The sequence below is a fragment of the Pseudaquabacterium inlustre genome (assembly GCF_038066595.1).
GTDB classification, from domain to species: domain Bacteria; phylum Pseudomonadota; class Gammaproteobacteria; order Burkholderiales; family Burkholderiaceae_C; genus Pseudaquabacterium; species Pseudaquabacterium inlustre.
In genome coordinates this window covers 499,006-525,506 of sequence record NZ_JBBUTH010000008.1, presented here as the reverse complement: position 1 = coordinate 525,506, position 26,501 = coordinate 499,006, and the positions used below count along the sequence as shown (strand labels likewise).

The 26,501-nt window shown below is 72.5% G+C and carries 21 protein-coding genes and 1 pseudogene; 16 read left to right on the top strand and 6 right to left on the bottom strand.

Annotated elements, in window-relative coordinates; translation table 11 throughout:
- Positions 1-96 precede the first annotated feature (96 nt).
- From AACH10_RS16850 to AACH10_RS16840, 3 genes and pseudogenes are all read left to right on the top strand, one after another.
- The gene (locus tag AACH10_RS16850) at positions 97-1,962 is read left to right on the top strand and encodes a phosphoenolpyruvate carboxykinase (GTP) (protein WP_341411617.1); all 1,866 of its coding nucleotides are present in this window, start codon (positions 97-99) and stop codon (positions 1,960-1,962) included.
- Between the two features lie 22 nt (positions 1,963-1,984).
- A pseudogene (locus AACH10_RS16845) lies at positions 1,985-2,794 on the top strand (metallophosphoesterase); the annotation flags it as partial.
- Positions 2,795-2,860: 66 nt separating this feature from the next.
- Positions 2,861-3,283 (top strand): universal stress protein, encoded by a 423-nt coding sequence (locus tag AACH10_RS16840; protein ID WP_341411616.1) that lies wholly within the window; start codon positions 2,861-2,863, stop codon positions 3,281-3,283.
- A gap of 111 nt (positions 3,284-3,394) precedes the next feature.
- Here the strand turns inward: AACH10_RS16840 and AACH10_RS16835 are convergent, their stop codons facing one another.
- Both AACH10_RS16835 and AACH10_RS16830 read right to left on the bottom strand, forming a co-directional pair.
- Complete coding sequence (locus AACH10_RS16835) at positions 3,395-4,030, bottom strand: TetR/AcrR family transcriptional regulator (RefSeq protein WP_341411615.1); 636 nt, start codon at positions 4,028-4,030, stop codon at positions 3,395-3,397.
- Between the two features lie 149 nt (positions 4,031-4,179).
- The gene (locus tag AACH10_RS16830) at positions 4,180-4,389 is read right to left on the bottom strand and encodes a hypothetical protein (protein ID WP_341411614.1); all 210 of its coding nucleotides are present in this window, start codon (positions 4,387-4,389) and stop codon (positions 4,180-4,182) included.
- 388 nt (positions 4,390-4,777) lie between these two features.
- Here AACH10_RS16830 and AACH10_RS16825 point away from each other — a divergent pair, with 388 nt between their 5' ends.
- From AACH10_RS16825 to AACH10_RS16815, 3 genes are all read left to right on the top strand, one after another.
- Positions 4,778-5,254 (top strand): hypothetical protein, encoded by a 477-nt coding sequence (locus AACH10_RS16825; RefSeq protein ID WP_341411613.1) that lies wholly within the window; start codon positions 4,778-4,780, stop codon positions 5,252-5,254.
- Between the two features lie 109 nt (positions 5,255-5,363).
- Entirely contained in the window at positions 5,364-6,701 is a 1,338-nt protein-coding gene (locus AACH10_RS16820) for a D-amino acid dehydrogenase (RefSeq protein WP_341411612.1), read from the top strand.
- A gap of 154 nt (positions 6,702-6,855) precedes the next feature.
- Complete coding sequence (locus tag AACH10_RS16815; protein WP_341411611.1) at positions 6,856-8,145, top strand: Hsp70 family protein; 1,290 nt, start codon at positions 6,856-6,858, stop codon at positions 8,143-8,145.
- Between the two features lie 19 nt (positions 8,146-8,164).
- Here AACH10_RS16815 and AACH10_RS16810 read toward each other — a convergent pair whose 3' ends face one another.
- Positions 8,165-9,031, bottom strand: a complete 867-nt coding sequence (locus tag AACH10_RS16810; RefSeq protein WP_341411610.1) for a YecA/YgfB family protein — start codon at positions 9,029-9,031, stop codon at positions 8,165-8,167.
- A gap of 36 nt (positions 9,032-9,067) precedes the next feature.
- On the opposite strand from AACH10_RS16810, the gene AACH10_RS16805 reads away from it, so the two are divergent.
- Both AACH10_RS16805 and AACH10_RS16800 read left to right on the top strand, forming a co-directional pair.
- Positions 9,068-9,649 (top strand): NAD(P)H-dependent oxidoreductase, encoded by a 582-nt coding sequence (locus AACH10_RS16805; RefSeq protein ID WP_341411609.1) that lies wholly within the window; start codon positions 9,068-9,070, stop codon positions 9,647-9,649.
- A 6-nt stretch (positions 9,650-9,655) separates the two neighbouring features.
- Entirely contained in the window at positions 9,656-10,600 is a 945-nt protein-coding gene (locus AACH10_RS16800; protein ID WP_341411608.1) for a delta(1)-pyrroline-2-carboxylate reductase family protein, read from the top strand.
- A 235-nt stretch (positions 10,601-10,835) separates the two neighbouring features.
- Here the strand turns inward: AACH10_RS16800 and AACH10_RS16795 are convergent, their stop codons facing one another.
- Positions 10,836-11,762, bottom strand: coding sequence for a LysR family transcriptional regulator (locus tag AACH10_RS16795; protein WP_341411607.1), 927 nt, complete (start codon positions 11,760-11,762; stop codon positions 10,836-10,838).
- Positions 11,763-11,911: 149 nt separating this feature from the next.
- Between AACH10_RS16795 and AACH10_RS16790 the strand changes: the two genes are divergently transcribed.
- Both AACH10_RS16790 and AACH10_RS16785 read left to right on the top strand, forming a co-directional pair.
- A complete protein-coding gene (locus AACH10_RS16790) occupies positions 11,912-13,432 on the top strand; it encodes a CoA-acylating methylmalonate-semialdehyde dehydrogenase (protein ID WP_341411606.1) in 1,521 nt (506 codons plus the stop codon).
- 7 nt (positions 13,433-13,439) lie between these two features.
- Entirely contained in the window at positions 13,440-14,936 is a 1,497-nt protein-coding gene (locus AACH10_RS16785; protein ID WP_341411605.1) for a M28 family peptidase, read from the top strand.
- A 14-nt stretch (positions 14,937-14,950) separates the two neighbouring features.
- On the opposite strand, the gene AACH10_RS16780 is transcribed toward AACH10_RS16785, so the two are convergent.
- A complete protein-coding gene (locus AACH10_RS16780) occupies positions 14,951-15,436 on the bottom strand; it encodes a VOC family protein (RefSeq protein WP_341411604.1) in 486 nt (161 codons plus the stop codon).
- 171 nt (positions 15,437-15,607) lie between these two features.
- Between AACH10_RS16780 and AACH10_RS16775 the strand changes: the two genes are divergently transcribed.
- Positions 15,608-17,617, top strand: coding sequence for a tannase/feruloyl esterase family alpha/beta hydrolase (locus tag AACH10_RS16775; protein WP_341411603.1), 2,010 nt, complete (start codon positions 15,608-15,610; stop codon positions 17,615-17,617).
- Between the two features lie 144 nt (positions 17,618-17,761).
- Positions 17,762-19,879 (top strand): S9 family peptidase, encoded by a 2,118-nt coding sequence (locus AACH10_RS16770; RefSeq protein ID WP_341411602.1) that lies wholly within the window; start codon positions 17,762-17,764, stop codon positions 19,877-19,879.
- On the opposite strand, the gene AACH10_RS16765 is transcribed toward AACH10_RS16770, so the two are convergent.
- Positions 19,872-22,586 (bottom strand): TonB-dependent receptor, encoded by a 2,715-nt coding sequence (locus AACH10_RS16765; protein WP_341411601.1) that lies wholly within the window; start codon positions 22,584-22,586, stop codon positions 19,872-19,874. The genes AACH10_RS16770 and AACH10_RS16765 overlap by 8 nt on opposite strands.
- A gap of 278 nt (positions 22,587-22,864) precedes the next feature.
- Between AACH10_RS16765 and AACH10_RS16760 the strand changes: the two genes are divergently transcribed.
- The 4 genes from AACH10_RS16760 to AACH10_RS16745 all read left to right on the top strand — a co-directional run bounded on the left by AACH10_RS16760 (position 22,865) and on the right by AACH10_RS16745 (position 26,498).
- A complete protein-coding gene (locus AACH10_RS16760) occupies positions 22,865-24,175 on the top strand; it encodes a cyanophycinase (RefSeq protein ID WP_341411600.1) in 1,311 nt (436 codons plus the stop codon).
- Positions 24,176-24,226: 51 nt separating this feature from the next.
- Complete coding sequence (locus AACH10_RS16755; RefSeq protein ID WP_341411599.1) at positions 24,227-25,012, top strand: ABC transporter substrate-binding protein; 786 nt, start codon at positions 24,227-24,229, stop codon at positions 25,010-25,012.
- Between the two features lie 104 nt (positions 25,013-25,116).
- Entirely contained in the window at positions 25,117-25,803 is a 687-nt protein-coding gene (locus AACH10_RS16750; protein WP_341411598.1) for an ABC transporter permease, read from the top strand.
- Positions 25,800-26,498, top strand: coding sequence for an ABC transporter permease (locus AACH10_RS16745; protein WP_341411597.1), 699 nt, complete (start codon positions 25,800-25,802; stop codon positions 26,496-26,498). Before AACH10_RS16750 ends, AACH10_RS16745 begins: the two co-directional genes overlap by 4 nt.
- The last annotated feature ends 3 nt before the right edge of the window (positions 26,499-26,501 follow it).

Here is a 26,501-nt window from a genome sequence, read left to right as displayed (position 1 = left end):
ACACGCGGCGTTGAACGAGCCTCGCAGCCAGCGCATGGCGCGGCCGGGGGGCTGGTTCAAAACCGCTTTTTCATCTTGACCATGATTGGAGCCCCCGTGAACCAGCCCGTGATGGAAGGCCTGCGCCTGAACGTTCCCGCCCACGTCAAACACGCCCGCCTGGTGGCGTGGGTGGCCGAGATCGCCGCCCTCACCGAGGCCCGCGACGTGTACTGGTGCGACGGCAGCCAGGAAGAGTACGACCGCCTGTGCAAGCAGCTGGTGGACGCCGGCACCTTCATCAAGCTGAACCCCGAACTGCGCCCCAACAGCTTCCTGGCCCGCAGCGACGCCAGCGACGTGGCGCGCGTCGAAGACCGCACCTTCATCTGCAGCGAGCGCCCCGAGGACGCCGGCCCCACCAACAACTGGATGGCCCCGGCCGAGATGCGCGAACTGCTGCAGACCGGCGACAAGGCCCTGTTCAAGGGCTGCATGAAGGGCCGCACGCTGTACGTGGTGCCGTTCTCGATGGGCCCGCTGGGCTCGCACATCGCCCACATCGGCATCGAGCTGAGTGACAGCCCGTATGTGGCCGTCAACATGCGCCACATGACCCGCATGGGCAAGGCCGTGTTCGACGTGCTGGGCACCGACGGCGAGTTCGTGCCCTGCGTGCACACCGTGGGCGCGCCGCTGGAAGCCGGCCAGAAAGATGTCGCCTGGCCCTGCAGCAAGACCAAGTACATCGTGCACTACCCCGAGACGCGCGAGATCTGGTCCTACGGCTCGGGCTACGGCGGCAACGCGCTGCTGGGCAAGAAGTGCTTCGCGCTGCGCATCGCCAGCACCATGGGCCGCGACCACGGCTGGCTGGCCGAGCACATGCTGATCCTGGGCGTCACCTCGCCCGCCGGCAAGAAGTACCACGTGGCCGCCGCCTTCCCCAGCGCCTGCGGCAAGACCAACTTCGCGATGCTGGTGCCGCCCCAGACCTTCGCCGGCTGGAAGGTCACCACCATCGGTGACGACATCGCCTGGATCAAGCCCGGTGCCGATGGCCGCCTGTACGCCATCAACCCCGAAGCGGGTTACTTCGGCGTGGCCCCCGGCACCAACTACAAGACGAATCCGAACTGCATGGATTCGCTGAAGTCGGACGTCATCTACACCAACGTGGCCCTCACCGACGACGGCAACGTGTGGTGGGAAGGCATGGACGGCGACGCCCCGGCCCACGCCATCGACTGGCAGGGCAAGGACTGGACGCCGCAGATTGCCAAGGAAACCGGCGCCAAGGCCGCGCACCCGAACGCCCGCTTCACGGTCAGCGCCACCAACAACCCGGTGCTGGACGCCGACTGGGACAACGCCCACGGCGTGGCCATCGACGCCTTCATCTTCGGCGGCCGCCGCAGCACCACGGTGCCGCTGGTCACCGAGGCGCGCAACTGGACCGAAGGCGTCTACATGGCCGCCACGATGGGCTCGGAAACCACCGCTGCGGCCGCCGGCCAGCAGGGCGTGGTGCGCCGCGACCCGTTCGCGATGCTGCCGTTCATGGGCTACCACATGAGCGACTACTTCGCGCACTGGCTGGGCCTGGGCAAGCAGCTGCAGGCCAACGGCCACGCGCTGCCCAAGATCTACTGCGTGAACTGGTTCCGCAAGGGCGCCGACGGCAAGTTCGTCTGGCCGGGCTACGGCGACAACATGCGCGTGCTGAAGTGGATGCTCGACCGCGTGGAAGGCAGCGCCGGTGGCACCGAGAACGTGTTCGGCGTGAGCCCGCGCTACGAAGACCTGAACTTCGACGGCCTGGACTTCACGCCCGAGCAGTTCCAGTCGGTGATCTCGATCGACAAGGCCGCCTGGCAAGCCGAGCTGAAGCTGCACGCCGAGCTGTTCGAGACCCTGAGCCACCACCTGCCGGCCGAGCTGCCGGCCACCAAGGCGAAGATCGAGGCCGCACTGCAGGCTTGATCGGGGCGCATCGGATCCGGGGCATCATCGCCCCGTGATCCTGCAATTGCTTTCCGATCTTCACCTCGAATCCGAGACCTTCGACCCGCAACCGGCGCCCGGCGCCGAGTTGCTGGTGCTGGCCGGCGACATCGACGCCAGCTGGGCCGGTTGGGCGCGCTTTGCGCACTGGCCGGTGCCGGTGGTGGCCGTGGCCGGCAACCACGAGTTCGATCGCCGCGAGCTGGAACAGGCCTGGATCGACCTGCGCGCCCACCTGGCGGCGCTGAACATCCGCCTGCTCGAGCGCGAATCGCTCATCCACACCAGCCGCAAAGGCCAGCGCGTGCGCCTGCTGGGCACGGTGCGCTGGTGCGACTTCGACGTCTTCGGCGCGGCCGGCCGCGAGCGTGCGATGCGCGCCGCCGCGTACTACCTGCGCCTGATGGACAGCCGCCGCGGCGACGACCCCATCGACGCCGCCGTGCTGCGCGACGAGGCCCTGGCCTGCCGCGCCTGGCTGGCCGCCGAACTGCAACGCCCCAACCCCGGCGCCGCCGAGGGCGGCTGGGACAGCACGGTGGTCATCACGCATTTCGCGCCCAGCCTGAAGAGCGCCGACCCGCGCTACGGCAAGCAGCCCGGCACCGCCAGCTTCTGCAACGCCGACGACGACCTCATCCCGCTGGCCGACCTGTGGCTGCACGGCCACCTGCACTGCCGGCACGACTACGAGGTGCCCCGCCCCGGCCGGCCGCCCACGCGCGTGGTCTGCCAGGCCACCGGCCTGGGCCGCAAGGGCGAGGACGCGGGCTTCGATCCGTTCAAGCTGATCATCTGCCCCGCGCCTTGACATCGGGCAAGTCGCAGCCCCTCAGCGGTGCGACACTGCAGCCATTACCCCTCTGAGGAGCACTCCATGAAGATCCTGGTCCCCGTCGACGGCAGCCCGTTCACCAAGCGCATGCTGGCCTACCTGGCCGCCCACGACGAATGGCTGGGCGAGGCGCACAGCTACACCCTGGCCTATGTGGCCCCGGCCGTGCCGGCGCGCGCCGCCTCGGTCATCGACAAGGAACTCCTGAAGGGCTACTACGCCGAAGAGGCCGACAAGGTGTTCAAGCCGATCCGCAGCTTCTTTGCCAAGCAGAAGATCAAGGCCGATTTCGTCGGCAAGGTGGGCCACGCCGCCGATGTGATCGTCGACCTGGCCGCCAAGGGCAAGTACGACCTGCTGATGATGGGCTCGCACGGCCACGGCGTGCTGGGCAACCTGGTGCTCGGCTCGGTGACCACCAAGGTCATCAGCCGCAGCGAGGTGCCGGTGCTCATCATCAGGTAACTGAAGCACCCGGTCGCCGGGTACGGCGACCACCCGCCGAGCGGGTTGGCGGGCCTGCTTGGGGCGGCCCGGCGCTGGCCCGCTGGAGCACCCGGCGCCGCTTCGGCGCGGTCAGCGCCGCGTCGCCAGTCCGTCGAAGCAGGTGGACAGCACCCAGTCGACGATCTGCGCGTCGCTGTGGCTGCCACCGGCCTTCAGGAAGCCCAGCACCGGATCGCAGGCGCGGGCGTAGATCGTGTACAGCACCGCCTCGGGCGGCAGCGCCGGGTTGACCGTGCTGTCGGCCTGGGCCTGCACGATCCATTCGCCGAGCCGGTCGCTCAGCGTCATCAGCCGGTCCATGTAGTCGCGGTGCGCCAGCAGCGCGCTGCGCAGCGACGAGTTCTCGGACGGCAGCGTGGGCATGGCCCCGGCCAGCTGGGTTTCCAGCGTCCAGCGCGTCATGGCCTTCAGGCGGCCGGCGGCGTCGAGCGACGCGTCGGCGGCGAGGCCATCGACGATGGTCAGCGCCTGGTCCATGGTCTGCACCATGGCGGCAGCGGCCAGTTGTTCCTTCGAGGCGAAGTGCTTGTACAGGCTGGCCTTGGCAATGCCCACCTCGGCCGCCACCTCGTCCACCGTCATCAGGTCGAAACCCTTCTCGGCGAGCAGGCGCTTGACGGCCGCGACGATGGCGTCTTCGCGGGCCAGCAAGGTCTTCTGGCGAAAGCTCAGCTTGGCGGGGGCGGCGTCGACAACTTCGTTCACGCCCCCATTCTAGGACGGGGCCGCCGCATCCATACCAGCAAGGTTATTCAGTGACTGATCAGTCACCAGGGCTTGCAGCGCCCCGGTGTGGGTCAAGTCCCGCCGCCTGACGGGCGCTCAGATGCGCTGGCCGTACGCTCGCCGCGCACTCACCGGGCGCCGGCGCGCGCCAGCCAGCGCGGCCACCAGGCGCGACGGGCCGCGGGCGGGCTGGCCACCGGCACCGGGTCTTCGTCGGCCTCGTCCAGCCACTGCTCCATGCCGAACGCGGTGCCCATGTCGGCCGGCTCGGGCTCGCGCACGACGCCGCGGCGCCCGGCCAGGCGGCTGAACAAGGACAAGGCGGGCAGCAGCGACATCGGAGTCTCCTGGGTGGGCGTTGTAGGCACGTCTCGAAGGTCGGGCGGCGGACGCATTTCGGGGCCTCACCGCACAGCCCCAGGATGCATGCACGCCGCGCTCGGCCATCGCGGGAATTGCGGGGTTCTGACGCCCCAGACGCCGGCATTCGGGCAGCGCATTGAAGCGCCGGCCGTCCGCTCATGCACGGCAATATTCACGATGAATGGCACCGGCCCCCGCAAACCCGGGGGCGACCGACACAGCGTGCGTCGCGCTACCGCGACGGACCAGCGGGAAGCCTGGGAAGCGCCTGTCGGGAGGACTGAATGTTGTGACCCACGTCACAGACGCTCCGGCCACCAGCACACAACCCGCCACGGGCCGTGGCACCTACGCTGTGCGTCCATGATGGTCACTGTCCACCCCCCGGCCACTTCGCCCTTTGCGCGCCCCGCGGCCCCGGCGCAGCCGACCTGGCGCTCCAGCGAGCCGGTGCTGCGCGACTGGCTGCCGCAGCACAAGGACAGCCTGTTCCGCTGGACGCTGGCGCGCGGCGGCGATGCGGCGGCACGGCGCGGCTTCGCCGAAGGCGCGGTGGCCATCCAGCGCCTGCGCGGCGAAGGCGAGTTCGTCGACTGGCTGCTGGCGGCCGCCGTGCTGGCCGCCCACCGCGACCGCCGCGCCGTGCTGGCCAGCCAGGCGCTCAGCGGTCTGCCGCCCGAGTTGCGCGCGCTGCTGCGCCTGGTGGCGCAGGGCGATTTGCGCATCGAGGAGGCCCTGGCCCTGCTGCCGCAGCGCATGGACTACGTGCGCCAGCGCCTGGTGCGCACGCGGCTGGTGACACAGCGGCCTCACTCATTAGCTTGGCTAATGAACGCGTAAATTCATCAATCCATCTTCATGGATCAGGGTGCGATGCCGAGAATCCCCGGCAACCGCACCGCTGCGGCGACGCCCCGGTCGCCCGAGCCCGTGTGCACAGGAGCTCTCCATGAAGGTCATCGTTCTCGGCGCCGGCATCATCGGCGTGTCCACCGCCTGGCACCTGCTGAACGAGGGCCACGAGGTCACCGTGGTCGACCGCCAGCCCGACGCCGCGCTGGAGACCAGCTTCGCCAACGGCGCGCAGATCTCGGTGAGCTTCTGCGAGCCCTGGGCCAGCGCCGAGGCGCCGTTCAAGGTGGCCAAGTGGCTGCTGCGCGACGACTCGCCGCTGCTGTTCCGCCCGCGGCTCGATCCGCACCAGTGGCGCTGGGGCCTGAGCTTCCTGGGCCAGTGCAGCGACGCAGCCTTCGCCCGCAATGTGCGCCAGCTGGTGGCGCTGGGCCGCTACAGCCATGAATCGCTGAAGGAGATGGTGGCCGCCACCGGCATCCAGTACCAGCGGCTGGAGCGCGGCATCCTGCACTTCTTCTCGTCGGCCGCCGACTACGAGGCCGGCGCCGCCGCGGCCGAGCTGATGCGCCAGCATGGCGTGGACCGCCGCGTGCTCAGCCGCGACGAGGTGCTGAAGGTCGAGCCGGCGCTGGCCGCCTTCGGCCCCGCCATCCACGGCGGCACCTTCACGCCCAGCGACGAATCGGGCGACGCGCGCGAGTTCACGCAGCGCCTGGCCGAGCTGTGCCGCGCCCGCGGCGCCACCTTCCTGCACGAGACCGCGATCAGCGGCCTGAACCGCACCGGGGATCGCATCAGCGGCGTGCGCGTGCACCACCTGCGCCACGGCCGCTTCCAGACGCTGACCGCCGACGCCTATGTGGCGGCGATGGGCTCGTACACCGCGCCGCTGCTGCGCCAGGTGGGCGTGTGGCTGAACATCTACCCGGCCAAGGGCTACTCGGCGACGATGAAGCTCAAGCGCCCGCAGGACGCCAGCGTGGTGAGTCTGCTGGACGACACGCGCAAGATCGCCATCAGCCGCCTGGGCGACACGATCCGCGTGGCCGGCACGGCCGAGCTGGCGGGCTATGACACCTCGCTCGACGGCGCCACCGCCCGCGCCCGCTGCGCCGCGCTGGTGCGCCGCTACGAAGAGCTGTTCCCCGGCGTGGCCGACACCAGCGAGCCCAACTTCTGGGCCGGCCTGCGCCCCAGCACGCCCACCAACATCCCCTACATCGGCCGCAGCAAGATCGCCAACCTGTGGCTCAACGCCGGCCACGGCACGCTGGGCTGGACGCATGGCGCCGGCTCGGGCCAGGCCCTGGCCGAGCTGATCAGCGGCAAGCGCCCGGCGCTGGCCGCCAGCGGCTTCGGTTTCTGCGGCGATGCGCTGCCGGCGCCGCGCCCGCAGGTGCCGGTGCGCGCACCGGCCGCCGGCCGGGCCTGACCCCGCGCCCAGACCGCGGGCAAGCCACGCGGGAGCCGGGCAGCGCAGTTCCGGGCTTTGGCCGCCAGGCCCACGCCTAGAATCGCGCCCCTTCCCAAACCCCCGTGAACGCGGAGGCCGGGCCCCAGGCGGCCCGGCGTCGCGTGCCCTGCCCATGGCCCACGCTGTCTGCGCGATCGATTTCGGCACCTCCAACTCGGCCATCGCGCTGCCCACACGCAGCCCGGCCGGCGACGGCGTGCGCCTGGTGGCGCTGGAGGCCGGCCGCAGCACCATGCCCACCGCGGTGTTCTATGCCGTCGAAGGCCTGGAGCCGCACGAGGAACCGCAGCGCCACTACGGCCGCGCCGCGGTGGCCGCGTATGTGGAAGGCATCGAGGGCCGGCTGATGCGCTCGATGAAGAGCATCCTGGGCAGCACGCTGGCCACGCAGGCCACCGATGTGGGCGCGGGCCGCTCGGTGAAGTACCTGGACATCGTCTCGGGCTACCTGCGCCACCTGAAGACCCTGGCCGAAGCCGAGGCCGGCCAGGCGCTGACGCACGCCGTGCTGGGCCGGCCGGTGTTCTTCGTCGACGGCGAGCCCGAGCGTGATGCCGCTGCCCAGGCGGCGCTGGAGGCGGCCGCGCGCGCCGTGGGTTTTGCCGACGTGAGCTTCCAGTACGAGCCGATCGCCGCCGCGCTGGACTACGAGATGACGGTGGACCGCGAGCAGATCGTGCTGGTGGCCGACATCGGCGGCGGCACCTCCGACTTCTCGCTGGTGCGCGTGGGACCCGAGCGGCGCGAGCGCGTGAACCGCGCCGACGACATCCTGGCCAACCACGGCGTGCACATCGCCGGCACCGATTTCGACCGCCACATCGAGCTGGCCGCCATCCTGCCGGCCTGCGGCTACAAGGGCGTGGGGCCCACCGGCCGCGAGGTGCCCAGCAAGGTGTACTTCGACCTCGCCACCTGGCACCTGATCAACACCGTGTACGTGCCGCAGCGCGTGGCCGAACTGGGCCGCATGAAGACCTTCTACGCCGACCTGGCCCACCACGCGCGGCTGATGACCGTGGTGCGCGAGCGCCTGGGCCATGCGCTGATCGCCCGCGCCGAGGCGGCCAAGATCGCGGTGGCCGAGGGCGGCCAGACGCTGATCGACCTCTCCTTGCTGGGCGACCACGGCCTGGACGTGCCGCTGGACGAGCCGCAGGCGGTGGGTGCCATCGGCGCCGATCTGCAGCGCATCGTGGATGCGGCCGACGACACGCTGACGCAGGCCGGCATCACGCGCGAGCAGGTGGATGCGCTGTACTTCACCGGCGGCTCCACCGGGCTGAAGCCGCTGGCCGAGGCGATTGCGGCGCGTTTTCCGGCCGCGCGCCGGGTGCGCGGCGACGCGTTTGCCAGCGTGGCCGCCGGCCTGGGCCAGCACGCGCGGCGGGTCTTCGCCTGAACCTGGTTCAGGCGGGCGCTCAGCGCCGTGGCGGCCCCGGCCGGCGCGGGCCTCCCGGACCACCCGGGCGGCCGCCCGACTTGGCCGCCGGCTTGCCGGCCGGCTTGTCCTGCGGCAGCGACACATCGGCCATCAGCAGCGTGGCGCGCACCAGGTCTTCGACGGCTTCGTCCAGCGTCTCGGGCGGCTCCAGCGTCTCGATCTCGGCCAGCAGTTCGTCGGCGTCCTCCAGGTCCTCAGGGTCGAGGTGGCGGTACAGCAGGGCCAACGGCTCCATCAGCGCGGGCTCGTGGCGGTCCATCAGCGCCGGGAACAGGTCCACCGCGGTGGCGAAACCGGCCACCCAGGGCATCACCACCTCGGACGGGCTGGCCGCGTCGTCCAGCTCGTACACCCAGGGGTCGAACCAGTCGCGCTCGCTGATCGCATGCGCCAGCTCGGCATGGCGGCGGCGCACCAGCTGGTGCAGGCGCTGGACATCGAAGCGCGGCGGCGGGGCCTTGCCGTCCACATCGACGATGTGGGCCAGCCAGCGCACCTCGGGCACCGGATCGGGCTGCAGCAGCACGCCGGCCAGGTAGCCGTCGAGCGACATCACGTCCAGCGCGTCGTGGCTGGCGGGCAGGGTGTCGAGCAGGGCCTGCAGCGCGTCGATCTCGTGCTCGGCCAGCGGCTCGGGCGGTGGCAGCGGCTTGGTGCCGCTGCGGGGTGCGGCAGCGGGCCGGGGCGCCGTCTTGCCGGCAGGGGCGCCGGCGGGCTTGCCGGGCGCCGGGCCACGGCCCGCGCCAAAGTTCGAGCCGAAGCCCGTTCCTGCGGTGGTCTTGCGGGCGGGTGCTCCAGCAGGACGAGGAGCTGACTTCTTGGCAGGCGGGCGAGGAGGCGTCATGCCGCGGATTGTCACCGCCTGCCTATGATCCAGCGCATGACCACTGAACGCCACCTGCTCTTCCTCGTCGCCAGCACCCGCGAGCCCGGCATCGAGGGCAACACCGAAGCCCTGGCCCGCGCCGCCGCCGCCGGGCTGCCGGCCGACACCCGCCAGACCTGGCGCCACCTGCACGGCCTGAGCATGCCGCCGTTCCAGGACCACCGCCACGACCGCGGCACCTACCCGATGCCCGACGCCGCCGTGCCGGCCGAGCGCGACCTGCGCGGCCTCCTCGACGACACCCTGGCCGCCACCGACCTGGTGTTCGTGGCCCCGGTCTACTGGTACAGCCTGCCGGCCGAGCTGAAGCTCTATCTGGACCACTGGAGCGCCTTCCTGCGCGTGCCGGGCCTGGACTTCAAGGCCCGCATGGCGGCCAAACGCTTCTGGCTGGTCACCACCAGCGGCAACCGGCCCAAGGCCCAGCCGATGATCGACAGCCTGCGCCTGTGCGCCGAGTTCTGCGGCGCCGCCTGGGGCGGCGAACTGTGGGGCCAGGGTGGCGAGCCCGGCAAGGTGCGCACCGACGCGGCCGCGCTGGCCGCTGCGCCAGGCTTTCTGCGCCTGCCGGGCTGACGTCCGATGCAACTGCTCGACGCCGCCGCCACCGCCGCCGCGCTGCCCTGGGCGCCGCTGACCCAGGCCATCGCCGACACCCTGGCCGACCAGGCCGCCGGCCGCGTGCAGGCGCCCGACCGCTGGGTGCTGCCGGTGGCACCCGGCACCTCGTGGTTCCTGATGCCGGCCTGGATCACACCAGAAGCGGGCGATCTGGCCGCCATCAAGCTCATCACCTACAGCGCGCAGAACCCGGCGCGCGGCCTGCCGGCCATCCTGGGCGACGTGATGGTGATGCGCGCCTCCACCGGCGAGCGCCTGCTGCTGCTGGACGGCCCCACGGTCACGGCGCGGCGCACGGCGGCCGCCACGCTGCTGGCCGCGCAACGCCTGGCGCCGAACACCGCCGGACCGCTGCTGGTCATCGGCACCGGCGTGCAGGCGCTGTCGCATGTGCAGGCCTTGGCCGCCGGCCTGGGCGTGCGCGAGGTGCAGGTGATCGGCCGCACGCCCGCGCGCGCCGTCGACTTTGCCGCCGAACTGGAACGCGAGGCCGGGGTGCAGGCCCGCGCGGCGACGGACTTGCCCACCGCGCTGGCCGACTGCCCGCTGGTCATCACCGCCACCCCGGCCAGCGCCGTGGTGCTCAGCGGTCAGGTGCGTGACGACGCCTTCGTCGCCGCCATCGGCGCGTTCACGCCGCAGATGATCGAGCTCGACCCCGCGCTGACCCGCGACCTCGCCGCGCGCGGCCGCGTGGTGCTGGACAGCCCCGCCGCCCGCCACGAGGCCGGCGACCTGATCGCCGCCGGCCTGGCGCTGGACGGCCTGCCCACGCTGGGTGACGTGCTGGCCGGCCCGGCCGTGCCCCCAGGTGGTGCACCGGTGCTGTTCAAGAGCTGCGGCGCCGCGCTGTGGGACCTGGCCGCCGCCCGCTGCGCTGCGGCATCGGCACCACAGCCGGGGTGACAAAGCGTTTTCTAGGGATGGCTGCCCCCCGCAGCGCTGGGCACAGTGCATTCCGTTGTGCAGCGCAATGTGCGCTGCCAGGGTCCCAACGACGTCCTTTCCGAGGACTTCAACAGCCCGCCGAGTTTTCGGCGGGCTTTTTTTTGGCTGGCCTCAGGTCAGCGCCGGGCCGCCCCAAGCGACCTGAGTACCCGCACGGCGGGTGGTCGCTGTACCCGGCGACCGGGTGCCCCACTCAGGCTGCAAACCCCTCCGCCAGCGCCTCGCGCAGCCAACCCACCAAGGCCTGCACCGCGCGTGGCACATAGGGGCTGTAGGGGCGGATGGCCCACAGGTGGCTGCCGTAGTTGCCCACCGGGCGCCAGCCGGGCAGCACCGGCAGCAGCCTGCCTTCGCGCAGGGCGGCCTGGGCGCTGAAGTCGGGCAGCAGCGCAATGCCCAGGCCGCGCAGCGCCGCCTCGCGCAGCGCCTCGCTGTTGTTGGCAGCAAAGGGGCCGGCCACCGGCACCGTGCGCTCCTGGCCCTGCTCGTCGCCCAGCGTCCAGGTGGGCGTGTCGCCGGGGCGCAGGTAGTGCAGGCAGTCGTGGGCGGCCAGGTCGTCGGGGGTGGCGGGCGTGCCGCGGCGGCGCAGGTAGGCGCGGCTGGCCACCAGCAGCGAGCGCGTCTCGCACAGCGCCCAGGCCACATGCGTCTCGGGCGGCGCGTGGGTGTGGCGGATGGCCAGGTCGAAGCCCTCCTGCGCCAGCGGCACCAGCCGGTCGGACAGGTCCAGTTCCACCCGCACCTCGGGATGGGCGCGCAAGAAGTCGGGCAGGCGCGGCACCAGCTGCTGGCGCGCCAGCGCCACCGGCGCGGTGATGCGCAGCCGGCCGCGCGGCTGCTCGGCCAGATCGCGCACGCCCGAGAACGCGGTGGCGATGGTGTCGAAGGCGCCGGCCGTGGCGTCGGCCAGGCGCTGGCCGGCCTCGGTCAGGCGCACGCTGCGGGTGGTGCGCAGCACCAGCGGCACACCGGCCGCGCGCTCCAGCTCGGCGATGCGCTGGCTCATCGCCGCCTTGCTCAGGCCCAGGCGCTGCGCGGCGGCGGTGTAGCTGCCCAGCGTGCCCAGGATGCTCAGCGCATGCACATGGCTCCAGAGCGTGTCGATGCGGCGTTCGTCCATGGGCGGGCGGTTGTTCCTTGATCTGTGACTGGATTGTTCACTGAACTGAACAATGAATCCAGCCACGCCCGGCTAGGCGCCGCGGCCTCAGCTGCCTAGACTGCGGGCCTCATCCCGAACCACGCTCGACACCGTCGAAGGAGACCACCATGGGCGCCCCTGAAGCCTTCACCGCCACCGCCGACGTCGGCCACTACATCGCCGGCCGCGTGGTGCCCGGCGCCAGCGGCCGCCAGCAGGCCGTCTACCACCCGGCCAGCGGCCGCGTGGCGCGCCAGGTGGCGCTGGCCTCGGCCGACGAGGTGAACGCCGCCGTGGCCGCCGCCGTGGCCGCCCAGCCGGCCTGGGGCGAGCTGCCGCCGCTGCGTCGCGCGCGTGTGATGTTCAAGTTCCTGGAGCTGCTGAACCAGCACAAGGACACGCTGGCGGCCATGATCACCGCCGAGCATGGCAAGGTGTTCACCGATGCCCAGGGCGAGGTGGCGCGCGGCATCGACATCGTGGAATTCGCCTGCGGCGCGCCGCAGCTGCTGAAGGGCGACTTCACCGACCAGGTGTCCACCGGCATCGACAACCACACGCTGCGCCAGCCGCTGGGCGTGGTGGCCGGCATCACGCCGTTCAACTTCCCGTGCATGGTGCCGCTGTGGATGTTCCCTCTGGCACTCGTCACCGGCAACGCCTTCATCCTGAAGCCCAGCGAGCGTGACCCCAGCTGCAGCCTGTTCATGGCCGATCTGTTGAAGCAGGCCGGCCTGCCCGACGGCATCTTCAACGTCATCCAGGGCGACAAGCTGGCGGTGGACGCGCTGCTGACCCACCCCGACGTGAAGGCGGTGAGCTTCGTCGGCTCGACGCCGATCGCCAACTACATCTACGAGACCGGCGCGCGCCACGGCAAGCGCGTGCAGGCGCTCGGCGGCGCCAAGAACCACCTGGTGGTGATGCCCGATGCCGACGTGGAGCAGGCGGTGGACGCGCTGGTCGGCGCCGCGTACGGCTCGGCCGGCGAGCGCTGCATGGCCATCAGCGTGGCGGTGCTGGTGGGCGACGTGGGCGACACCATCGTCGAGAAGGTGGCGGCGCGCGCCCGGACGCTGAAGGTCAAGGACCCGATGAGCCTGGACGCCGAGATGGGCCCGATCGTCACCGCCGAGGCCAAGGCACGCATCGAGGGCTACATCGCCACCGGTGTCGAGGAGGGCGCCAAGCTGGTGGTCGACGGCCGCAACTTCCAGGTGCCCGGCCTGGAAGGCGGCTTCTTCACCGGCGGCTCGCTGTTCGACCACGCCACGCCCGAGATGCGCATCTACAAGGAAGAGATCTTCGGCCCGGTGCTGACCTGCGTGCGCGTGCCCGACTTCGCCGCCGCGCTGAAGCTGATCAACGAGCACGAGTTCGGCAACGGCGTGTCGATCTACACCACCGATGGCGGCGTGGCGCGCGAGTTCAGCCGCCGCGTGCAGGTGGGCATGGTGGGCGTGAACGTGCCGATCCCGGTGCCGATGGCCTGGCACGGCTTCGGCGGCTGGAAGAAGAGCCTGTTCGGTGACATGCACGCCTATGGCGAAGAGGGCGTGCGCTTCTACACCAAGCAAAAGAGCGTGATGCAGCGCTGGCCCGAGAGCATCGCCAAGGGCGCCGAGTTCAACTTCCCGGTCTCGAAGTAACCGCGCCATGCAGCGGCGCCTGGGCTTGCGCTGGGCCGCCGCCGCGGCCCTGGGAATCGGCGGCGCGCTGCGGGCCGGCCCCGGCGGCGCGCAGACGGCTGCCGACGGCGCTGCGCCCCGGCTGGCCGATGCCGACCTGGCCTTCGCCCGCCAGCTGCGCACGGCCGGCCTGGCCGACACCCGCGCGCTGGCCCTGGTGCAGCGGCTCACCCAGCAGGTAGGCGCCCGCCCGGCCGGCAGCCCGGCCGATGCCCGTGCCGTGGCCTGGGCGCTGGCCGAGGCCCGCGCGCTGGGCCTGCCGCGCGTGTGGCAGCAGCCGGTGCCGCTGCGCGTGTGGCGGCGCGGTCCGGCCCAGGCCACGCTGGTGACGCCCGAGCGGCGCACGCTGGTGATGGCCGCGCTCGGCAACAGCGTGGGCACCCCGCCCGGCGGGCTGGAGGCCGAGCTGGCCTGGTACCCCGACTTCCAGGCGCTGAAGGACGACCGCAGCGAGCGCGCGCGCGGCCGCATCGTGTTCATCGACCAGCGCATGGACCGCAGCCGCGACGGCAGCGGCTATGGCCGCGCGGTGCCGGCACGCTTCGGCTCGGCGGCCGAGGCCGCACGCCGCGGCGCGCTGGCGGTGGTGATCCGCTCGGTGGGCACCAGCGGCGCCAACCCGGTGCTGCCCGGCGAGCCCGAGCGCGTGGCCCACACCGGCGCGATGCGCTACGACGACGACGCGGCGCAGATCCCGGCGCTGGCCGTCTCGGTGGCCGACGCCGAGCACCTGGCCGCGCTGCACGCGGCCGGCCAGCCGCTGCGCCTGGCGCTGCAGGTGGCCAACCAGGTGGGCGTCGAGGCCCTCAGCCACAACGTGCTGGCCGAGCTGCCCGGCCAGGGCGCGCTGGCCAGCGAGGTGGTGCTGCTGGGCGCCCACCTCGACAGCTGGGACGTGGGCGAAGGCGCGTTGGACGACGGCGCCGGCGTGGGCATCGTGCTGGCCGCGCTGGGCCTGATCGCCGAGCGGCTGCGCGCCGCGCCGGCCGAACTGGCCCAGGCGCCCCGCCGCAGCCTGCGCGTGGCCCTGTACGCCAACGAGGAGAACGGCTTCGACGGCGCGCTGGCCTACAGCCGCGCCCATGGCGCCGAGACGCACCAGTGGGTCAGCGAGAGCGACTTCGGCGCCGGCCCGGCCTATGCCTGGCGCCACCGCGTGCGGCCCGAGGCGCTGCCGGTGATGGCGCAGATCGCCGCCGAGCTGGCGCCGCTGGGCCTGCCGCTGGCCGACGGCAACGACGCCACGCCCGGCCCGGATGCCGCCGTGCTGATGCGCCGCCACCGCTGGCCGGCGGTGCAGCTGCACCAGGACGGCAGCCGCTACTTCGACGTGCACCACACGCCGCACGACACCTTCGCGCGGCTGGACGGCAGCGCGCTGCCGCAGAACGTGGCCGCCTGGGCGGTGATGGCCTGGCTGGCCGCGCGCGCGCCGGTGGCCTTCGGGCCGCTGCCGGCGCGCTGATCCGCCTTGCCTTCTCAGGTGCAGCCCGGGCCCTGGGCGGCCATGGCCTGCAGGCCCTCGGTGATCTGCTGCGGCGTCAGCTGGCGCGTCTGCATCGCGATCGACCAGCGGTGGCCGAACGGGTCTTCGACCTGCCCGTAGCGGTCGCCCCAGAACTGGTCGGCCAGCGGCATCACCACGCGGCAGCCGGCCTCCACCGCGCGGGCGAAGGTGGCATCGGCGTCGGTGGTGTACAGGTGCAGCGTCACCGCGGTGCCGCCGCGCGCCTTGGGGCCGATGGCGCCCATCTCGGGAAACTCGTCGTGCAGCATCAGCATCGAGTCGCCGATGCGCATCGACGCATGCATCAGCAGGCCGCCGGGGCCGGGCAGGCGGCTCAGCTCCTCGGCACCAAAGGCGCGGACATAGAACGCGATGGCGTCGGACGCGCCGGCGCACACCAGGTGCGGCGTCAGGCTGTGGAAGCCGTCGGGGATGGCGGGCACGGGGGCAGGGCTCATGGGCAACTCCAGGTGGATGACGGGTGCGGCGGCGGCAGCACCGCCGCCTCCACCTGCGCACGACGAACGGCGCGGCCGCGTCGCGACAACGGGCGGGCCATCGTGCCGCTGTTCGGCCGATCGGGCCCAGGCGCGCCGGCCCATCATCGCGGGGGGAACGCCTGCACGTCCATGACCCGAATCCGCCCTGTCTCGCCCTGCCATGCCCGCCCCGGCGCGGCCGCCACCCTGGCGGCCCTGGCCGCGCTGGGCCTGCTGCTGTCCGGCTGTGCCGGCCGCCTGCCGCTGCACCGCGCCGACGGCCTGCCACCACCGCCCAGCAGCGACGGCCGCAGCCCGCCGGTGCCCTGCCGGCAGTTGTCCGGCGCGCTGGCCGACTGGCCCGGCCTGCGCATCACCGAGGCGCAAGACCAACCCGCCGACGCCGCCGGCCACCCGGCGCACTGCCTGGTGCGCGGCCGCCTGGGCGAGCGCACCGGCAGCGATGGCCGGGCCTACGCCATCGGCTTCGAGCTGCGCCTGCCCCGGGGCGATGGCCTGCGCCTGCTGCACCAGCCGCAGGACGGCATGTCCACCCCGGCCTTCGGCACGCTGGCCGTGCAGCCCGGCCCCCATGCGCTGGGCCGCGGCATCGCCGTGCTCACCAGCGACGGCGGCCACCAGGCCACCGCGCCGGCCGAGGCGCGCTACGGCCTGGCCGCACCGCAGGCCTATGGCGCCGACGCCCAGGCCCGCCGCGACCTGGCCCACGCCGCCGATGCCGCGGTGTGGCCGCTGGCCGTGGCGCTGGCCACGCGGCACTACGGCGCCGCGCCGAAGTACCGCTACATCGCCGGCTGCGGCGAAGGCGGCCGCCGCGCGCTGATGGCCGCCTCGCGCCAGCCCGAGCACTACGACGGCCTGCTGGCCGGCGCACCGGCGCTGAACCTGCCGCGCGCCACGCTGGCCCAGGCCTGGAGCCTGCAGAGCTGGATGGCCGTCAGCGCCGACCTGCGCCGCGCCTTCACGCCGGCGCAGCTGCGCGAGGTGGGCGCCCGCGTGCTGGCGCGCTGTGACGCGCTGGACCAGCTGGCCGACGGCGTGGTGGCCGATGTGCGCCGCTGCCAGCGCGCCTTCCGCTTCCAGGACCTGCAATGCCCGGCGCCGCCGGGCGTCACCGCCGCGATGGCGCCCGGCGAGGTGGCTGCCGCCCAGCCGGCCGCGACCCAACCGGGCAGCAAACCGGCCCGCAAGGCCGCCACCCAACCCGCTGCCAAGCCCGCGGCCAAGCCCGCCGGCAAGGCCGTGGCCAAGGCGCCCACGCCGCCCACCGAGGAAGAGCTGCTGCCGCGCACGCTGGCGCCGCTGCCATCGGCCGCGCGCAGCGAGGCCGGCCGCGCGCTGGCCGAGGGCCCGGCGGCCTGCCTGTCGCCGCTGCAGGTGCGCGCGCTGCAGCGGGCCTTCGCCGGCCCGGTCACGCAGCAGGGCGAGCCGCTGTACGCCGCCTGGCCGATGGACCCCGGCATCGCCGGCGCGCAGTGGCGGCGCTGGCAGCTCGATTCGGCCGAGCCGGCCTTCGACGGCCTGCCGCTGCTGGCCGTGCTGGCGCCGGCCACGCTGTCGCAGGTGATGAGCACGCCACCGGCCGAGCTGGGCGACGGCTCGGTGGCCGCGCTGCGCGACTACCTGGCGCGGCTGGACATGGACCGCGACGCCCCGGCCATCGCCGCCACCGATGCCACGCACACCGAATCGGCGCTGGAACTGTTCACACCGCCCGAGGTGCTGGCGCCACGCCTGGCCAGCCTGGCGCGCCACGGCGGCAAGCTGCTGGTCTACCACGGCGTGGCCGATCCGGTGTTCTCGGCGCTGGACACGCTGGGCTGGGCCGACCGCCTGCAGGCCGCCCTCGGCGTGCCCGCCGCCGACGAGGTGGCGCGCGTGTTCCCGGTGCCCGGCATGAACCACTGCGCCGGTGGCCCGGCCACCGACCGCTTCGACGCGCTGGGCGCGCTGATGGACTGGGTGGAGCAGGGCCGCGCGCCCGATCGCATCGAGGCCCGCGTGCACCCCGCCAACCCCGAGCGCCCCACCGCCTGGAGCACCCAGCGCAGCCGGCCGCTGTGCCCCTGGCCGCGCGTGGCGCGCTACGCCGGTGGCGATGTGGAGTCGGCCGACAGCTTCCGCTGCGGGCCGCCGTAGCCCACCGGGCACGGGGGCGGCCGCAAGGCCCCGCGAATGCCGCCCCGGGGAAAGCCCTGCACCCGCAGATCCGGTGGGCGGTCCGGGCCGGCCCGCGGGCGGGTTCAGAATCGCCCGCTTCGCCACCCTTGCAGACGCTGCCCGATGATCTCGATGCACCGCCGCTCGCTGCTGGCCCTGGCCACCGCCACGCTCGCCACCCGCGGGCTCACCGGATGTGCCACCGCCACGCCTGTTCCGTCCACCGCTGCGGCCGCAGGGCCGGGCCCCAAGGCCGCGCCACTGCCGGCCGCCGATGCCGGACCCTGGGTCAGCCCGCCCGCCGCGCTGCACCTGCGCCATGTGCCGCCGGTGCCGCAGGCCGTGGCCGACGCCGTGGCGCGCTACACCGACTTTGCCGGCCACGCGCTGTTCGACTGGCATCCGCAGCGCCGCGAGATGCTGGTCAGCCACCGCCCGACCGGCGCCCCCGTGGCCCAGCTGATGCGGCTGGCCACCCCGGCGGACGGCCGCCCGGCCACGCCCGAGCGCCTGCTGGACAGCGCCGAGCCGGTGGCCGGTGCCCACTACGCGCCGGGCGACGGCCGCTTCATCGTCTTCAGCCGCGCCCAGGGTGGCAACGAGGCCTACCAGCTGTGGCGCCTGGACGGCGCCGGCAGCGCCCCGGTGCTGTTGACCGACCCCGACCTGCGTCACGCCTTCCAGGACTGGCTGCCCGGCCGCGCCGCGCCGCTGGCCCTGGTGGCCTCGGTGCCACTGGACCGCACGGCCCAGGGCGGCAAGCGCGAGAACCCCAGCACCCGGCTGTGGCTGCTGGACCCGCTGCAACCGGCCACGGCCGCAGCGCCCGGAAAGACCATCGCCGAGCTGCCCGGGACCGGCTGGTTCGGCGGCGCCATCAGCCCCGATGGCCGCCAGGTGGCGCTGACCCGCTATGTCTCGGCCACCGACAGCGAGCTGTGGCTGCTGGACCTGGCCGACGGCCAGCGCCGCCAGCTGCTGCCGCAGCCCGGCGCGCCCCGCGCCACGCACTTCGCGCGGCGCTTCAGCCCCGACGGCCGCCAGCTCTACGTGGTCAGTGACCGCGGCGGCGAGTTCCGTGAGCTGTGGCGCCTGACCCTCGCCGACGGTGCGCTGCAGCGCCTGACCGGCGACACGCCCTGGGACGTGGACGAGATGGACCTCTCGCCCGACGGCCGCTGGCTGGCGCTGCGCATCAACGTGGACGGCCGCGACGAGCTGCGCCTGATGGACACCGCCAGCGGCGCGTGGAAGCCGCTGGGCGCGCTGCCGGGCGGCAGCGTGGTGGACCTGAAGTTCCACGCCATGCGGCCCGAGCTGGCCTTTGCCGTGAACGGCGCGCAGGGCCCCAGCCAGCTGTGGAGCCTGACGCTGGGCGGCGATGGCGCGCCCACCGCCGCGCCCCAGGCCTGGAGCCGCGCGCGCCTGCACCCGGCGCTGGACGTGGCCGCCTTCAGCGAGCCGCAGATCGTGCGCTGGAAGAGCTTCGACGGCCGCGCCATCTCGGGTCTGCTGCACCGCCCGCCGGCGCGCTTTGGCGGCCGCCGCCCGGTGCTGATCAGCATCCACGGCGGGCCCGAGAGCCAGGCCAAGGTGGGCTTTGCCGGGCGCAACAACCACTTCGTGCAGGACCTGGGCATCGCCATCCTGCAGCCCAACGTGCGCGGCTCCACCGGCTACGGCAAGACCTTCCTGTCACTCGACAACGGCATGCTGCGCGAGGACTCGGTCAAGGACATCGGCGCGCTGCTCGACTGGATCGCCACCCAGCCCGACCTGGACCCGCGGCGCGTGGTGGTGGCCGGCGGCAGCTACGGCGGCTACATGAGCCTGGCGGTGGCCACGCACTACGCCGACCGCATCGCCGGCGCCATCGACGTGGTGGGCATCTCGCACTTCGTCACCTTCCTCGAAAGCACCGAGAGCTACCGCCGCGACCTGCGCCGCGTGGAGTACGGCGACGAGCGCGACCCGGCCATGCGCGCCTTCCTGCACCGCATCTCGCCACTCACCAACGCGCAGCGCATCACCAAGCCGCTGTTCGTGGTGCAGGGCGCCAACGACCCGCGCGTGCCGGTGGGCGAGGCCGAGCAGATCGTGGCCAAGGCCGAGGCCAATGGCACGCCGGTCTGGTACATGCGCGCGGCCAACGAAGGCCATGGCTTCGCGCGCAAGGAGAACGCCGACTACCAGTTCTACAGCACGGTGCAGTTCCTGCGCCGCGTGCTGTCGCTCACTTGAAGGCGTAGTTGACGCTCACCGACACGCTGCGGCCGCGCGTGTCGGTGTAGCTGGGGTCGTAGCCTGACAGGAAGAACCAGGCCTGCTGCGAGAACGGCGGCGCGGTGTCGAACAGGTTCAGCACGCTGGCACGCAGCGTGAGTGCCTTCATCGGCTGCCAGGCCGCCGACAGGTTCCACAGCGAGTACGGCGACACCTTGCGGTCGGCCTTGCCGACGACGATCTGGTCGCCATAGCCCGACAGGAAGCTGTTGGACAGCGTGGCGCTGACCGGGCCCTGGCTCCAGTCCAGGCTGACCGTGTGGCGCCAGCGCTGCACCACGCCGTCGTTCAGGAAGCGGCCCAGGTTGCTGACGAAGGGGTCGCCATTGCCGGTCTGCTGCTGGCTCTTGAGCGTCAGCGTGCCGTTCAGCCGCGCGCCGAACTCGCCCACGCCGGTGGCGATCTTGCTGACCGACAGGCCGATGTCCAGGCCCGAGATCTTCTGCGCGCCGCGGTTCTCCTTGACCAGGTCGATGTGGTCGATGACGCCGTCGCTGTCGCGGTGCACCAGGCTGCCGTACTTGTCCAGGTTGGCCAGGATCACGTCGGCGCCCAGCGTGCTGATCAGGTCGCGCTTCTCGATGGCCCAGTAGTCCAGGCTCAGGCTGGTGTTGCGCACCGGCTCGAACACCAGGCCCAGCGCGAACTGGCGGCTCTTCTCGGGCTTGAGCTTGGCGTTGCTGTAGTTGTAGGTGGTCCAGATGTCCGAGCAGTCGGTCACCGTGTTGCCGGGGTCGGCGGCCATGCACACCGGATCGACCAGCGTGGCCGCCGAGCCCTGCGTGACCGGGCGGTACAGGTCGCTCATGCTGGGTGCACGGAATCCCGCGCCGGCCGAGGCGCGCAGCAGCAGCTCGCGGCTGGGCGTGTACTTCAGGCCCACCTTGGGGCTGAGCTTGCCGCCGCTGACCTGGTAGTGCTCGTAGCGCAGCGCGGCCTGCAGCTCCAGCTGCTTGCTGATGGGTGCCGAGATCTCGCCGAACACCGCGCTGATGCCGCGCGACTTGCCGAAATCGGCGTCGGTGCCCTGCGAGGTCTCGCCCAGGATCAGGTCCTGCGCCAGCGCGGCCGACTGGTGGTAGTCCTGGCGCTCGCGGCGCAGCTCACCGCCCACGGCCAGCGACAGGTCGCCGCCGGCCAGCTTCATCAGCGGGCGCGAGAGCTTCAGGTCCAGGCTGCTCATCGTGCCCTTGGCGCTGCGCACCTCGCCGCGCAGCTGGGCAGCCTCGTACAGCGCCACGCCGGCCGCGCTGCTGGGACCGAAGGGGTTCAGCGTGCCGGCGGCGAAGCCGTCGCGGATCATCTGCTCGTCGAGGTAGCCGTTGTGGTCGCGGTCGCTCACCCGGCTGGTGCTGTGGTTCAGCGCCCACTCGTAGTCCCAGCCGGCCAGCGTGCCCTGGGTGCCCAGCGCCACGCGCTGGCCGGTGGACACCAGCTCGCTGGTGCGCAGCCCGGCCTCGACCAGGCGCGTGCGCACGGTGATCAGGCGCTCCTCGTCATCGGCCGCCAGCGCGTTGAGCGCGCTGCCGGCGAAGGCGCTGATCTTCGACACGTCGATGTCGGCGTCGATGCGGTTGGGCGTGCCCGAGTACAGCGTGCGGGCGCGCGCCAGCGACAGCTCGGCGAACAGCGTGTGGCCACCGCCCAGGTCGACCAGGCCGCGCGTGAACAGGCTGCCCTTGTTCGACTCGGGGTACAGCTCGATGTTGCGCATGTAGTCGAAGGTGCAACCGTCGACACCGCCGATGCCGTCGGGCAGGTACAGGTTGGCCGGCGGGTTGCAGCCGCTGGCCGCCGCCGGGTTGACCGTGCGCGAGTCGATCACCGTCTTGCCGTTGCTGGAGTAGCCCTCGCCCGACAGCACGCGGTACTGGTAGCGCGACAGGCGGATGTTGCCGGGGAAGGTGGCGCTGGACAGCAGGTCGGGCAGGCGCTCGGGGATCTTCAGGTCGCTGATGAACTGGCGGTTCAGCGCATTGAGCCGGGTGGTCTTCTGCAGGTCGAGCACCGCGAACACGTTGTAGCCCTCGCGCGCCAGGTCGCCATGGCCGGCCGACAGCGTGGCGCTGCGCTTGTCGCCGCCACCGCCCTCGGTGGTCTTCAGCGCGCTGGCGGCCAGCTCCACGCCGCGGAAGTCCTTGCGCGTGATGAAGTTGATGACGCCGCCGATGGCGTCCGAGCCGTACAGCGACGAGGCGCCGTCCAACAGCACCTCCACGCGCTCGATGGCGGCGGCGGGGATGCTGTTCAGGTCCACGCCGGCCGCGTCGCCCGGCGAGGCGAAGTTGGCCATGCGCCGGCCGTTCAGCAGCACCAGCGTGCTGCTGACGCCCAGGCCGCGCAGGTTGGCGCCGTTGAAGCCCATCTGGTCGCGAAAGCCGCCATAGGCCACGCTGCCGCCGTCGGTCAGGTTGCTGGCCGTGGCCGACAGGCGGGCGATGATCTCGGCCGCCGTGGTGGCGCCCTGCTTGGTGAACTCGTCGCGCGTGATCACCTGCACCGGCAGCGCCGTCTCGCCGTCGATGCGCTTGATGGCCGAGCCGGTGATCTCCACGCGCTGCGGGGCCGGGCTGGTCTGGGCCAGTGCCGCGCCGGCCGCCGCGCAGGCCAGGGCCACGGCGCTGGCGCGCAGCATGAATCGGGGGGCGGGTTGGCGAGCGGACATCGGCGGTACTCCGGGCAGGCTGGGTTCGGCGCAGTCTAGGAAGCCTTCACCGAAGGGCAACGGGGCCGAAACGCCGCCGTCGCTTGCCCGCAAGTCGCCGTCGCAACGGTGCAAGCGGCTGTCGCAGCCATGTCGCATGGCCGCACGGCTTGCGTGCAAGCGACATGTTCTTTCACCCACCGGCCAGCGGCGGAACGAACGGGCCGCGGCGGTGCCAACATCGCGGCCCTGAACCCCTCCACCTGACCCCGGTGCCGCTGCGGCGGCCCGCGCCGCCCATGCACCTGCCCACCCCCGCCCGCCGCCGCCTGCTGCTCGCCTTCGGTCTGCTGGGCTGTCTGGCCGGCTGCCTGTGCACTGGCCAGGCCGCGCTGGCGCAGGGCGCCGCCGCGTCCGGCCCCGCCGCCGCGCCCCAGGGCGTGGCCGTGGCCATCGGCGGCGCGCTGCGCGACGACAACGAGCTCATCTGGGGCCAGCTGATCCAGCTGAGCGGCGGCCCCGGCGCGAAGTGGGTGGTGCTGGGCACGGCCAGTGACTCGCCGCAGCAAAGCGCCGACAACGCCGCCAAGCAGCTGCGCCGGCGCGGCGCGGTGGCCGACACGCTGCCGGTCTCGCCGCTGCTGAAGGACCGGCCGGTGGCCGACGCGGTGCGCGACCCCGCGCTGATCGACAAGGTGCGTGCCGCGCGCGGCGTGTTCTTCACCGGCGGCGCGCAGGAGCGCATCGTCAGCAGCCTGCAGCCCGGCGGCCAGCCCTCGCCGCTGCTGCAGGCCATCTGGGACGTCTACCGCGCCGGCGGCGTGGTGGCCGGCACCTCGGCCGGTGCGGCCATCATGAGCGGCACCATGTTCATCGACGCGCCGGATGTGGTGGGCGCGATGAAGGGCCGGCTGCGCGAGGGCCAGGAGTACGGCCGCGGTCTCGGCTTCATGGGCGCGGCGCTGTTCGTCGACCAGCACTTCCTCAAGCGCGGGCGCATCGGCCGCATGCTGCCGCTGATGCAGCGCACCGGCCTGCGGCTGGGCCTGGGCGTGGAAGAGGATTCGGCCGCCGCGCTGCGCGGCGAGGTGGTGACCCTCCTGGGCGGCCAGGCGGTGTTCGCCGACCTCACCGAGGCGCGCAGCGATGCGGCGCTGGGCGTGTTCAACCTGCGCGGCGCGCGGCTGTCGCTGCTGGACGCCGGCGACCAGCTGAACCTGGCCACGCGCACGTTCACGCCGGCCACGCGCAAGGCGCGGGGCACGGTGTACGACCCCGCGGCGCCGAACTACAAGCCGTACAACACCACGGCGGGCTTCGACGTCGACTGGCTGGCCAATGGCGTGCTGGCCACGCGCATGGGCCAGCTGATCGATGGCAGCTTCAGCGAGCTGCGCGGCCTGGCCTTCGACCCGCGCGGCAAGGCGGATGACCCGCTGGCCGCGCTGGGCTTCGAATGGCGGCTGTACAAGGCGCCCGGCAGCATCGGCTGGAGCAGCCCCGAGGGCGGCGACGAGGACTACAGCGTGCACCGCCTGGGCCTGGACGTGCTGCCAGTGCGCATGGCCCAGCCGCTGTACGGCCCGTGGCCGGCCGCCCCGGCGCGTTAACCTCGTCGCCATCCCCCGACACACCCGACAAACCCAGGAGGACCCCCGTCCATGCAACGCCGCCTCGTCACCACCGCCCTGGCCTCGCTGCTCGCGCTGGCCGCCACCGCCAGCCTGGCCCAGGCACCCGACTGGAAGAAGATCCGCATCGGCGTGGAGGGCGCCTACCCCCCGTTCAGCGAGGTGGGTCCCGATGGCAAGTTGAAGGGCTTCGACATCGACATGGCCAACGCCCTGTGCGCCGAGCTGAAGGCCGAGTGCACGCTGGTGCAGCAGGAGTGGGACGGCATGATTCCGGCACTGAACGCGCGCAAGTTCGACGCCATCATCGCGTCGATGGCCGCCACCGACGAGCGCCGCAAGTCGGTGAACTTCAGCGACAAGTACTACAACACGCCCGCCCGCCTGGTGGCCAAGGCCGGCGCCAAGCTGGAAGCCAGCGCCGCCGGCCTGAAGGGCAAGAAGATCGGCGTGCAGCGCAGCACCATCCACGACCGCTTCGCCACCGACACGTTCAAAGAGAGCGAGATCGTGCGCTACGCCAAGGCCGACGAGGTCTACCTCGACCTGGCGGCCGGCCGCATCGACGTGGCCATGGGCGACTCGGTGGCCATCGATGGCGGCTTCCTGAAGAAGCCGCAGGGCCAGGGCTATGCCTTCTTCGGCCCGCCGTACAACGACGTGAAGTACTTCGGCACCGGCTCCAGCATTGCCGTGCGCAAGGCCGACGACGCGCTGGCGCAGAAGTTCAACGCGGCGATCAAGGCCATCCGCGCCAACGGCTCATACAAGAAGATCCAGGACAAATACTTCGACTTCGACGTTTACGGCAACTGACATGACCACCCCCCGTCGCTGCGCGCCGGCCCCCCGCGGGGGCTGCCCGCCCGCCTTGGGGCGGCCCGGCGCCGGGCGGGTCCCTTCGATCCGGAACTGACCTGATGCTCCATGGCTACGCCCTCAGCCTGCTGCAAGGCGCCGCGCTGACGCTGGCCGTGGCCGCGTGCTCGCTGGCCATTGCGCTGGCGCTGGGGCTGGCCGGGGCGGTGGCCAAGCTGTCGCGCTCGCGCCTGGCGCGCGGTGCGGCCCAGGTCTACACCACGCTGATCCGCGCGGTGCCCGATCTGGTGCTGATGCTGCTGGTGTTCTACGGCGGGCAGACGGCCGTCAACGCGCTGGGCGAGCGCCTGGGCTGGGAATACGTCGACATCGACCCCTTCGTGGCCGGCGTGCTGACCATCGGCTTCATCTTCGGCGCCTACTTCACCGAGGTGCTGCGCGGCGCCTTCCTGGCCGTGCCGGCGGGCCAGCGCGAGGCCGGCCTGGCTTTCGGCTTCAGCCGCACGCAGGTGCTCACGCGCATCGTCGGGCCGCAGATGCTGCGCCATGCGCTGCCGGGCCTGTCGAACAACTGGCTGGTGATGATCAAGAGCACGGCCATCGTCTCGGTGATCGGCCTGTCGGACCTGATGAGCCGCGGCGCCCAGGCCGCCGGCGCCACGCGCGAGCCGTTCACGTTCTACCTGGCGGTGGCGGTGGTGTACCTGGGCTTCACGTCGCTGTCCGAGGCCTTCTTCGCCTGGCTGTCGCGGCGCCTATCGGTGGGCACGCGGGCGGTGGCGCTGTGAACTTCGACGTCATCTGGCAGAGCCTGCCGCTGTACGCGGCCGGCAGCGGCGTGACACTGCAGCTGCTGGTGGCCGCGCTGGCCGCCGGCCTGGCCGCCGCGCTGCCGCTGGCCCTGCTGCGCAGCCTGCCCTCGCCCTGGGCCTGGCGGCCGGTGTGGTGCTTCACCTACGTGATCCGCGGCACGCCGCTGCTGGTGCAGCTGTTCCTGCTGTACTACGGCCTGGCGCAGTTCGAGGCGGTGCGCGCCAGCCCGCTGTGGGGGGCGCTGCGTTCGCCCTGGTTCTGCGCCGTGGCGGCGCTGGCCATCAACACCTGCGCGTACACCTGCGAGATCCTGCACGGCGCCATCCGCGCTGTGCCAGCCGGCGAGGTGGAGGCCGCGCGCGCGCTCGGCTTCTCGCGCCGCGCCACGCTCACCCGCATCGTGCTGCCGCAGGCGCTGCGCCGCGCGCTGCCGGCGTACAGCAACGAGGTGGTGTTGATGCTGCACGCCACCGCGCTGGCCAGCGTGGTGACGCTGCACGACCTCACCGGCGTGGCCCGCGAGGTCAACTCGGTGCACTACCTGCCTTTCGAGGCCTTCATCACCGCGGCGGTGTTCTACCTGCTGATCACCGTGGTGCTGGTGGGCCTGTTCCATGCCGCCGAGCGGCGCTGGCTGGCGCCGATGTCGCGCCACGCCCAGCCCGCCTGAACG